Here is a 10,731-nt window from a genome sequence, read left to right on the forward strand (position 1 = left end):
TCGTTGAAAATGCGTTCACCCAGAGAGTTCCGGCGGCATCAGGCCGCCCAGGCACGCCGCTCACCCGTCAAGGACGCGGCGTTACGTTGCGAATAGGACGGGTCCGGGAATACGGGGGCAAGATCAGAGGGGCGCGTCGCTGTGGTTGCGGCGGTCGTTCTGCTTGTAGTCCTTGAGAGCTTCTAAGTAGATGTCGCCATAAATCTTGTTCGCGTAAGCAGCAGTGCTTAGCGCCGAGACCTCCCAAAATCCCGTTGAGCGGGCATCTAGCGTCCACCCGAAGATGGCATGTCGCGCCTGTCGCTTGAAGCCCTGCATGGACTTGTCCGATGTGCGCAGATACAGGGCGCTTCGGTCTTTGACTGCACCCGTGGCGACCGGCTCGCCGGTCAGCGGGTCTGGAATTTCCTCTGGGATTTGAATGACCCGCGGAGCCTCTGCGCCTGGGATTGGCGCGATGTCAGGCAGCGTCAAGGGGTTGGCATCGCTGTGGACGGTGCCATTGTGGAGCACGTACACCCGGTTCCGCTGCAAGGGGAAGACCATCTCCTTGTGCCCAGCCAAGTTCCCAATCCACTCGCGCGCCCGGATGCGCTCCTTGGATAGATGCTTCGCGCCGATGCCGGTCACCATCGTGAAAGCCTTGCGTGTTGCCCATGCCTTCTGCGCTGCCTCAGGCAGATCTTTCAGAGTGAGGCCGAATACCTTAAGGGCGTCCATTAGTTCGGCCTCGGGGTTGGCCACCAGGAAATCGCGCCCTTTGTCCTTCGACGGAAAGTAGCCTGGCGTAGGGTCGCCTCCCTTGAAACCGTATTTGTTGCCTCGCCCCTTGTAGACCGAGTGCAAATACGCGTGCTCGCTAAACAGTTGCGTCATGTAGCACTTGCCCCCGTTGCCGTGTCCGCCTTGCACACCTGCGTCAGTGCCAGCCGCTGAGGGGTCAGCCCACTGCCTGAACTTCCCTTCAATGTCCCGGACTTCGATACCGCCGAAGTCAAGACAACCAACTGCCGCCGCCTGGCCGTGCCGGCCATCCTTAAGCAGAACGACTATGACCCGTTGGTCGGGTGCTACGTCCTTTCGCGTATAGGCATCCGAGCTGTTTTTGATCCACTCCGGCAGCCCGTCCTCGTGGGAGCGGAACGCCGAACAAATGAGAGCAATCGCTCCAGGCTTGTGGACGAACACTTCCTCATCAGGAAAAAAATCGACTGCCATGCGGGCTCTCCTATTCGTCCAGCCGGAAGCCGGTCTTACCACCATCGCTGCGCTGCTCGAAGCGCTGTCGGCAGTTCCGCAGCTCGTTTGTCAGGCTGCGGAAGATCTTCTCTATGTCAGCATCGGTGTACTGATAGTTGGATTTGTTGGAAAGATTGCCGATCAGTTGAATAGATTTAAGAGTTTTGTTGACTCTTGCCGTCGCTAGACGCACGAACTTGTCTCTATCAGTTTCCTGCTTCATAAACATAGATCACCTGTGTTTGTATATGTGCATTATGTACGAACACATACGGAGGGGCAAGAGCTAGTTCTGAGTTTTAAGGTGCTAGCCGGCTTAAGGCCTCGCCTTCAACCGACCGGGTGATAGGTGCTGCGCGCCCCGAGCCCAAATTCTCGGCCTACGCCCTACAGCACGGCGAGAGGTACGGCCTCTCGCTTCGCAGCGAGTGGGAGCGCTGAAATAGGTCAGCGCATGGGGGGTCTTCCTCCTCCCTCGCTGGCGCGAGCCTCCTCTTGCCGTATTGGGTCGGCCGGCCGCCTCCCTGCCTTGCCAAGCCTCAAAACTCATCTTTTGCCGCCGGCCTTTGCATGCTGTCCTCTCGAAAACCTTCCTTTATGAGAAGCTGCGGCAGTCTCTAGTGAGCCGCATAAAAACAATGACTTGCGATTCTCAAAAATTACTCTCATAATTCTTGGATGCTTATTGGCTACGCCCGCGTCTCGGCGACCGACCAAAACCCCGCCCTGCAGCTGGACGCGCTGCTCGGCGCGGGGTGCGAACGCATCTTCACTGATGAGGGGGTGAGCGGCGGCGCGAAGAAGCGCCCGCAACTGGACCACGCGCTCGGCTTGGCCAAGCCTGGCGATGTCCTGGTAGTGTGGAAACTCGACCGGCTCGGGCGCTCGCTCTCCCATCTCATCGACCTCACCACCGACCTAGGAAAGCGCGGCATCGGATTCAGTTCGCTGTCCGAGGCCATCGACACTACCAGCGCCCAGGGCAAGCTGCTCCTACACATGCTCGGCGCACTTGCGGAGTTCGAGCGATCTCTCATCGCCGAGCGCACGCGCGCCGGCCTGGCCGCTGCGCAGCGCCGCGGCGCGAAGCTCGGCCGCAAGCCGAAACTGTCACCCGACCAGATAGACCACGCCCGCAAGCTCATCGACGCCGGCGAGAGCCCGAGCCACGTCGCCAAGACCATCGGCGTATCTACAGCCACGCTCTATCGCGCCATCCCGGCCGGAGCCAGCAATCGCAACACCCCCGACCTGTTCAGCAGCCTGAGCAAATGAGCAAGAAGAAGACGAAAGGTAAGAAGTTGGCGACCCAGAAAAGCGACCTCCCATTCGGCAGCGAGTTCTCGCCCTCTCAGGTGGAACTGCCGCGCCTGCTCGAGCTCGCCGACGAGCACGAGGGCGACCAGAAGGCGATGCAAGAGGCCATCCGCGCCGAGTACTTCTCGGCCCACGGGGGCGACGGCGGAGGGAGCGACAAGAACAAGAAGACCCTCGCGATGAACTGTCGTCTAGGGATGCGGGCCTATGGCCTAATCGATGACGACGCCAACCTGACCGAGTTCGGCCGCGGTCTCTACGACGTGCGCACCAACGATGCGCAGCTATACGAGAAGCTCGGCGCTCACATCCTCCTGAATCTCAAAGGCATGGCGCTGGTGCGCTGCATCCAGGAGATGACCTTCGCTGGCGAGCGCGTGACACTCGACTCTCTCCGCCATGCCCTCGAAGAACGGGGCATCCACTTCCCCAAGGGCGGCAAGCATCCCAGCATGATGCGGCTCTGGCTGGAGAAGGCCGGCGTTTTCGACGCAGGGGGCGGCGGCTGGCGCGTCAACGAGACACGCCTGCGCGCACTCACGGGTGCTGATAGCGAGGAGTTCGCGGCGCTCGCGCGCTTTACCACCGAGCAGCGCGCCTTTCTGCTGGCCCTTGCTAACAGTGGCGTGACCACCCCGCAGCCGGCCAATATCATTCGCGACCTGGCGGCGGCGACCTATGGCGTCCGGTTCCCCGACAAGAACCTGCCGCAGGCCGTGCTTAACGCACTTCGCGATGCTGGATACATCAATTTCACCAAGACCACCGGCGGCCGTGGCGGCAAGCCGATGGAGGTCACACCAACGGCCAAGCTACGTAGCGACCTGGTGGAGCCCCTGCTCGACCAACTCAAGACCCAGCTTGACCCGAAGCTCATCGAGCTACTGACGCAGCCGCTCGATGAGATCCTCCCGGCGCTCGACGACGCCAATAGGTACGTCGCGGGCCTTGCCCTTGAGGCGCTCGCCTTCAAGCTCATGCGCATCCTGGGGATGGACTACATCGCCACCCGGCTACGCAACATCTCCGCGACCGGCGGTGCAGAAGTGGACCTCATCTTCCATTCGTCCCGCCTGGTCTATTCGCGCTGGCAGGTGCAGTGCAAGAACACAGCCCGCGTGTCGCTCGATGACGTGGCGAAGGAAGTCGGCCTCACTCACTTCCTCAAGAGCACCGTCATCGTAATGGTGAGCACAGGCGACATCGGCGGCGATGCGCGCCGCTACGCCAACAAGATCATGCAGGACTCCAACCTTTGCGTGGTGATGATTGACCGGCCCGACCTGGAGGCCATCAAGCAGAACCCCGCTTCGATCGTTGATGCCTTCAAGCGCGAGGCACACAACGCCATGACCCTAAAGAAGCTCGACTTGTGAGGACGAGAACTATGAAAAAAGAAGCCCCGAAGCCGCAGCTGTTCCACGAGGCTAGGCACGGCAAGATTTACCTCGGCGACAGCCTCGACGTGATGGCGAGCATGAAGCCGGAGAGCGTCGACCTCGTGATGACCAGCCCGCCCTTCGGCCTGGTGCGAAAGAAGGAGTACGGCAACGCCGACTCTCACGAGTACCTCGAATGGTTCAAGCCCTTCGCGGAGCAGTTCAATCGCGTGCTCAAGGACAGCGGCAGCCTCGTGATTGACATCGGCGGTGCGTGGATACCCGGCCAGCCGACACGCAGCCTGTATCACTTCAAGCTGCTCATCATGCTGTGCGAGGAGTTCGGCTTCCACCTGGCGCAAGAGTTCTATTGGTGGAGCCCGTCGAAGCTGCCCACGCCTGCGGAGTGGGTGACGGTGCGCCGCATCCGCGTCAAGGACGCCATCAATACTGTCTGGTGGCTCTCTAAGACCCCGTGGCCGAAGGCGAGCAATCGGCGCGTTCTGCAGCCCTACAGCCCGAGCATGAAGCACCTACTCGCCAAGGGCTACAAGGCGCAGAAGCGGCCTTCCGGGCATGACATCAGCGAGAAGTTCGCCATCGACAACGGTGCAGCCATCCCGCCGAACCTCATCGCCCTGCCGAACACCGAGAGCAACGGCTTTTATCACCGCTACTGCCAAGAGCACGGCATCAAGGCGCATCCCGCGCGCTACCCGGCTGAGCTCCCTGAGTACTTCATCCGTATGTGCACCGATGAGGGCGACACCGTGCTAGACCCTTTCGGCGGCAGCTGCGTAACCGGCGAAGTCTCCGAGCGCCTCAAGCGCAAGTGGGTGTGTGCCGAGCTCAGCGAGGAATACCTTGAGGGCGCACTCGGCCGCTTCACAACGGGCAACGTGGAGTACATCGCCGCGCGCGCGTCCATCGCCGCGAAGCTCGACGATGAAGCCAACTACTACAAGCTTCCGCGTCCCGGCATCCTTTGGAACGGCAGCCACGGCGACACCCTCGCCGAGGATGGCGGCAAGAAGCGAGTCATCAAGCGAGCAGAGCTAACCAAGGGCACCGCATCTTCGCGCGGAGGCTCTAGTGACGTTGAGCCCTTGCCTGTGGCAGCCGCTGGACGCTAAAAGGGTTGGCGATGGAGCCGACACGGCCTCAGAGGGCCCTCATGGGGTCAACTCCAGTATCGTGCTTGGTCCTTTTTCCGCCTTCGCTCCGGTGGCGCTCGGTTGCCACGTCCATCTGAGCCTGTTCAGTGCGATCTGCGTCCTACAACGAAGCCGGCGGCGGTGGCGCGCTCGTCATGCGCTTGAGCTGGGGCTTGCGGCGCAGGAATTACCACCCCCTCTGGTGCACGCCCAGGTTCGCACCGTCAGGGCACACGGCTTGGTCATCCAAGGCATCGAGGCACACAGTCGTGGCTAGCAGAAATATCGAGTGAGCCACGCGCCAGACCTCGTGGGCGATCCGGCATCTGCTCTCGCAACTTTTCGCAACCCAGTGGCAACTTATGTTGGGTTGCGATCGGTCCGCGCCAATCGCTGTCGATGCTTCCTGTTTGCCCAAAGGTTCTGCCAGGGTGGATGCATCAGCATCCGGCCCGCTCCATCCCCAGTCTCTGTGAGTGCAGGGGACCAAGTGCGCATGACGGGTTGTTCGACTCCCGCGTGCGTCGGCTTCCACCGTTGGACGCACACGCTTACTCGGGTCCCCATACCAAGGCCGAGTCGAGCTTGCGGGGTGGGCGCAAGTCCGGTGTTTCTGGGTTCAGCCCATGCAGGCCATCAGCTTCGTCAACGGGCGCCCTGACCTCTGGCAAGACCTCGACCCCAGCAATGGGACCCGACTCGCCCGCGCCGATTTCCCTGCGTCATCCCGCTCCTCCAGGCGGATGAATACGATGTAGGCAGTGACTCGGCGCGCTGACGAAACGACTATCGAACGAGACTCGTCGGAGTCAAGGGAGGCTGGGCAGGGCGCCTGGGAGCGACGTGAGCAACTGGCGTTGACTCCGGCGAAAAGTGGTGTTCAATGATTCAAGCTCATCAGGCCATTGCACACATGTCCACCTCGTACCTTGAAAAATTCCACCTACTGCCCGACGAGACGTTCGTGCCGGTCAAGGTGTTCCCGCTCATGGCTGGTATCGCCGTCTCGACGGCCTGGCGGCGTGCGAAACTCGAACCAGACTTTCCCAAGCCGGTTCGGCTGGGTCAGCGTTGTACCCGATTCAGGTTGGGTGACATCCGCCGATTCCTGGCCGAGAGAGAAGCGCGTTGCGGCGCTTCCTGATCAACGCAGCGTGCATGCTTTGGAGTGATCGCTCGTGTCGATTCATGTGGAAATGATCATCTGCCCAATCTGCGAGACGTCGGCCTGGGCTGCCCCCAACCTTCCTTGCGTTTACGTTTTCGCCTCTGGTGAGCAACTGGCCATGCGACGAGGCCACGGGTGGTGTGAGGAGTGCCACCGCATCCGGCTGTTAGAGGCGCTGCCGAGTTTCGATGCGTTGAACCAGGAAGAGGTGGCGCTGACAAAACTGGCGCGCTCGAAGCTTGGTGGGCTAGACCACTTCGAGCAGCAGTATCTGGAGGACATCGGCTTGTACCGGAGACTTTTGCATCAGCGGCAATCGCCTTGTCGATGTTTGGCGTGTGGAAGTACGGTCGTCCAGCCTTGGTTGTTTAATGAGAACAGGCAGGCGACGCACAGTCCTCACGGTGGCTGTCCGGGCATGTGCCAGGTGATCGAGGATCCAGACGGAATGCGGATCGCCTTGATTGAAGACGCTGATGCTTACTCGATAGAGGGGGATCGTCTCGGGCGCTTGTCAGGTCAGTTGGACTCGAACCACAAAGACGCTCCGAGCGCCTGAATCCTTGGAAGGAATTTGAGATCTGCGAACCTGAGAAAACTTGAAGTTTCTTGAAGGCGGGCGCTACCGGGCGACTAAAACTCGATGCCGGGTGCGCCACCCTGGCAGCGGGGGCACTTTCGCTGGAACACATCGCTGCCATTGGCGCCGTAGGTGTTTCCGCAGTCCTCGTTCAGGCATTCCATCCGGTAGGCCTTCTGCAGGTGGTCGTTGCCAGGGTAGCCTCGGTGACCTTGGCAGCGCTGATTGTTCGAGTTGACATAGCCGATCTGGGTGGTATCCCCATCGCCTGACAAAAACTCGCTCATGGCGACGATATATGCCCAGAGCCGCCTAGCGCTCTCGAGATTGGTGATCCGCACAGTCCACTCTCCCGAGTTGTTCTCGCGGACTTCCTCAAAGCTGCGCTCCAGATCCCGCAAAGAGAACCGCCCGGATCGCACGGCGGGGGGTCTGAAATAAAAGAGCAGGGAGTCGCGATTGACGATAAGGGAGAAGAGCTGACTGCCAGACGCATCGTGGAGCCGGAAGTCGCGCACCGCGCCCTTCATCTGAGCGTGACAACTCAACTCCCGGGACAGGGCCGCCGATCCAACCAGATAGGCGAACGCCTCCCTCGTCTCTGGCGCGGCAATGTGTTCTGCGTGATGCACGAGGATGGTAAGCGCGCGGCGATCCCATCTTGATCGCAGGGCGCAAGGTTGTTTCCCAGAATGCGTTGTGTGGCTGACCGCTCCCGGTGCGGTACCAGTTCGCCAAGCTGGCCGGCGCCCTGCATATGCAGACGCTCCATCAAATCGGTCAGGGGACAGTCATCCCAAGCTGACGGAGGCGACCGGCCGTTTAGCGATGTGCTTGCCAAGCGTTTACTTTCGACCATCCGTACTGGAACCATATGAGTTGAAAAAACGGTTCAATTCTCGATATGCCCACCTAAAGTTCGAGCTTAGGATGTCGAAATGTTACAAGTCGTCATATTACGACCGCGTCGACCCGGTGCGCTGGCCAGTTGAAGAGTTGAATGGCCGTATCGACTCGACACATGTTCTAAGGAAGCAGACATGTTCAACGATCTCAAGATTTCCACCCGTCTGGTGGGTGCGTTCACTTTGCTTGTATTCATGCTCCTGGCAATCGGTGCACTCAGCGTTATGCGCACCATGGCGGTGCAAACCGACCTGGTTGACATCACAGAGCGCCGTATGAAGGTAATCGCCGATATGGAGTTGGTGCGAAATGAAACCAACTTGCAGGCCCGCGCGATCCGCAACATCGCTCTTCTTGCCGACCCGACCAAGGTTGCCCAAGAAAAACAATCCATCGCAGACTCGCGGGTAGCCGTGGACAAAATGACTGCCGAGCTTGATTCTTTGGTCATCTCTACCAAAAGCAAAGAAATTCAGGCTCAACTGGGACAGGCTCGAAAACCTTTTGACGACTCTGTGGACAGGTTTATTGCCCTGATCGACAGGAACGAACGGGATCCCGCCATCGCCCTTTTGTTCGAAACCGTGCGACCCTTGCAATTGACCTACATGAATGCGATTGATGAAGCGGTGAGCTATGAAGCCGCGGGCGCACAGGCCGCTAGCCAGTCGGCGCAGAGCGTAGTGAAGAACCTCATCATTACCATCGTGTCAGCCGTGCTTCTCACAGCCCTGGCCGCGGCGGTAGTAGCGGCTTGGATCATCCGCTCCATCACTGGCCCCATCAACAGTGCCGTTGAACTTGCACGCGCTGTGGCCGCGGGTGACCTCACCCGTGTGGTCGACGTGAAGTCAAAAAACGAAACTGGCCTATTGATGCAAGCCCTCGCAGATATGCAGACTGGACTTGTGCAGGTGGTGGGTCGCGTGCGCAGTGGCTCTGAATCCGTGTCCAGTGCAAGCGAACAAATAGCGCAGGGTAATCAGGACCTGAGCTCACGTACCGAAAGCCAGGCCAGCGCGCTGGAACAAACCGCTGCCTCGATGGAAGAACTGTCCTCCACCGTGCGCCAGAACGCCGACAACGCTGCCCAGGCCAACCAGCTCGCCCAGAGCGCATCGCGCGTGGCAGTGGAAGGCGGTCAGGTCGTCAGCCAGGTGGTGGACACCATGAAGGGCATCAACGAGAGCTCGCGCAAGATCAGCGACATCATCAGCGTGATCGACGGCATTGCATTCCAGACCAACATCCTCGCGCTCAACGCCGCAGTGGAAGCGGCCCGCGCTGGCGAACAGGGCCGTGGCTTTGCGGTGGTGGCTGGCGAGGTGCGTAACCTGGCACAGCGCAGTGCTGCCGCCGCCAAGGAAATCAAGCAGCTCATCAATGACAGCGTGGAGCGCGTGGAGAGCGGCACCGCGCTGGTCGACAAGGCCGGCACCACCATGAACGAGGTGGTGGACAGCGTGCGCCGCGTGACCGACATCATGGGTGAGATCAGCTCGGCCAGCAAAGAACAGAGCGACGGTGTGGGCCAGATCGGCGAAGCCGTGACCCAGATGGACCAGGCCACTCAGCAGAACGCCGCCTTGGTAGAGGAAATGGCGGCAGCAGCCAGCAGTCTACGTACACAGGCCACCGACCTAGTGACCTCGGTTGCAGTGTTTCGCCTATCCAGCCACGCGGCGTAATCCTGCTGTGTTCTTCATCAACCTGCCGTAGCGCACCTTCACAAACACGGAACTCCGTTTGATCGTACGTCAAGCCGACCCATCTTGGACATGACGGGTGTTGATGGAAAGGCACGCAACCAACCCATCTTGACTGCGTGACATGGTCAACTTCGATTTGGTGGTGCGGTTAGACCGGGTGCCAGCGAAACGGCAACAGCTCGCCGATCTGGCTGGCGCGCTGCATGGGCAGACGTGCCATCACATCGCGCAGATAGGCGTAGGGGTCATGCCCGTTCATGCGCGCTGACTGGATCAGGCTCATGACGGCTGCCGCCCGCTGGCCAGCGCGCAGGCTGCCCGCGAACAGCCAGTTGTTTCGGCCGATGGCAATGGGCCGGATTTGATTCTCGATCCAGTTGTTGTCCACGGGCAGTTGCCCGTCATCTGCGAACCGGGTCAACGCCTCCCAGCGCCGCAGGCTGTAGTCCAGTGCCTTGGCGCTTGCTGAGCCCTCGGGCACCTTCTGGCGTTGCAGCAGCATCCACTGGTGCAAGGCATCGAGAAGCGGCTTCGTTTGCTGTTGCCGGGTGGCTTGGCGCTGATCGGCGCTGAGCTCCTTGACCTCACGCTCGATCTCGTAGACCCGACCGAACTGCTGCAGCGCGAACTCGGCGATCTGGCTTTGATTGGCCGCGTGCAGATCGAAGAACTTGCGCCGCGCGTGCGCCAGGCAGCCAACCTCGGTCACGCCATTGGCGATCAAGGCCTTGTAGCCACTGCTATGTTTTGCACCACATAGCAGCGGTTATGTTGCGGCCCGAGATATGTGGCCATCGCTAGGCGCGCGTTGTTGCTCACCGAAGAGATTTGCCCTGGCAAGCAGCACATAACTTCTGCGCGGCACCGCCCTAGAGATTACGCATGAAGTCCATGACCGATGCCGTGGGCTTGCGTTGTCGTGATGCTGCGGGCAGGCCCGAGATGTCGACGCTTGCCAGCGCCTTGGCTTTCATCTCAAGGTCGACTTCGGCATAGACGTTGGTGGTATCCAGCGAGACATGCCCGAGCCAGGCACGAATCGTGTTCAGGTCTACGCCGGAGCGCAGCAGATGGACGGCGGTCGTGTGGCGCAGGATGTGCGGGCTTATGCGTTTGTCTCGCATAGACGGGACGCGCTGCGCGGCAAGCTCGGCGCACACCGTCACGACGCGATGCACGCCGAACCTGGTCATGGGCTCACCGGTTCGACCTCGGAAGACTCGGTCCTCGAGGCCCTGATCCCTGATCAACGGCCGAAGCACAACTGCGGTCTTTGGCC

At 60.5% G+C, this 10,731-nt stretch carries 10 protein-coding genes and 1 pseudogene; 6 read left to right on the top strand and 5 right to left on the bottom strand.

Translation table 11 applies throughout. From position 1 onward, the window contains the following. Positions 1–123: 123 nt before the first annotated feature. Both M3149_RS21975 and M3149_RS21980 read right to left on the bottom strand, forming a co-directional pair. Entirely contained in the window at positions 124–1,218 is a 1,095-nt protein-coding gene (locus tag M3149_RS21975; RefSeq protein ID WP_251711507.1) for a hypothetical protein, read from the bottom strand. A 10-nt stretch (positions 1,219–1,228) separates the two neighbouring features. After that, positions 1,229–1,462, bottom strand: a complete 234-nt coding sequence (locus M3149_RS21980) for a hypothetical protein (protein WP_251711508.1) — start codon at positions 1,460–1,462, stop codon at positions 1,229–1,231. Between the two features lie 455 nt (positions 1,463–1,917). Here M3149_RS21980 and M3149_RS21985 point away from each other — a divergent pair, with 455 nt between their 5' ends. From M3149_RS21985 to M3149_RS22005, 5 genes are all read left to right on the top strand, one after another. Then, the gene (locus M3149_RS21985; RefSeq protein WP_251711509.1) at positions 1,918–2,514 is read left to right on the top strand and encodes a recombinase family protein; all 597 of its coding nucleotides are present in this window, start codon (positions 1,918–1,920) and stop codon (positions 2,512–2,514) included. Further along, a complete protein-coding gene (locus tag M3149_RS21990) occupies positions 2,511–3,932 on the top strand; it encodes a restriction endonuclease (RefSeq protein ID WP_251711510.1) in 1,422 nt (473 codons plus the stop codon). The genes M3149_RS21985 and M3149_RS21990 overlap by 4 nt, the downstream gene beginning before the upstream one ends. Before the next feature lie 11 nt (positions 3,933–3,943). Next, positions 3,944–5,068, top strand: coding sequence for a DNA-methyltransferase (locus M3149_RS21995; RefSeq protein ID WP_251711511.1), 1,125 nt, complete (start codon positions 3,944–3,946; stop codon positions 5,066–5,068). A gap of 934 nt (positions 5,069–6,002) precedes the next feature. Next, positions 6,003–6,233 (top strand): helix-turn-helix transcriptional regulator, encoded by a 231-nt coding sequence (locus M3149_RS22000; protein ID WP_251711512.1) that lies wholly within the window; start codon positions 6,003–6,005, stop codon positions 6,231–6,233. 34 nt (positions 6,234–6,267) lie between these two features. Continuing rightward, positions 6,268–6,816, top strand: a complete 549-nt coding sequence (locus M3149_RS22005; RefSeq protein WP_251711513.1) for a hypothetical protein — start codon at positions 6,268–6,270, stop codon at positions 6,814–6,816. A 74-nt stretch (positions 6,817–6,890) separates the two neighbouring features. Here the strand turns inward: M3149_RS22005 and M3149_RS22010 are convergent, their stop codons facing one another. Continuing rightward, positions 6,891–7,469: a hypothetical protein gene (locus tag M3149_RS22010; protein ID WP_251711514.1), complete on the bottom strand. Its 579-nt coding sequence runs from the start codon at positions 7,467–7,469 to the stop codon at positions 6,891–6,893. Positions 7,470–7,877: 408 nt separating this feature from the next. Here M3149_RS22010 and M3149_RS23105 point away from each other — a divergent pair, with 408 nt between their 5' ends. After that, the gene (locus tag M3149_RS23105) at positions 7,878–9,431 is read left to right on the top strand and encodes a methyl-accepting chemotaxis protein (RefSeq protein ID WP_285887449.1); all 1,554 of its coding nucleotides are present in this window, start codon (positions 7,878–7,880) and stop codon (positions 9,429–9,431) included. Positions 9,432–9,600: 169 nt separating this feature from the next. Here the strand turns inward: M3149_RS23105 and tnpC are convergent. Together tnpC and M3149_RS22030 are read right to left on the bottom strand one after the other, a co-directional pair. Continuing rightward, positions 9,601–10,191, bottom strand: a pseudogene (gene tnpC / locus M3149_RS22025) (IS66 family transposase); the annotation flags it as partial. Positions 10,192–10,321: 130 nt separating this feature from the next. Next, a partial coding sequence (locus tag M3149_RS22030) for a tyrosine-type recombinase/integrase (RefSeq protein ID WP_251711515.1) occupies positions 10,322–10,731 on the bottom strand: 410 nt, incomplete at its 5' end.

Source organism: Hydrogenophaga intermedia, from assembly GCF_023715105.1.
Lineage (GTDB): Bacteria > Pseudomonadota > Gammaproteobacteria > Burkholderiales > Burkholderiaceae_C > Hydrogenophaga > Hydrogenophaga intermedia_A.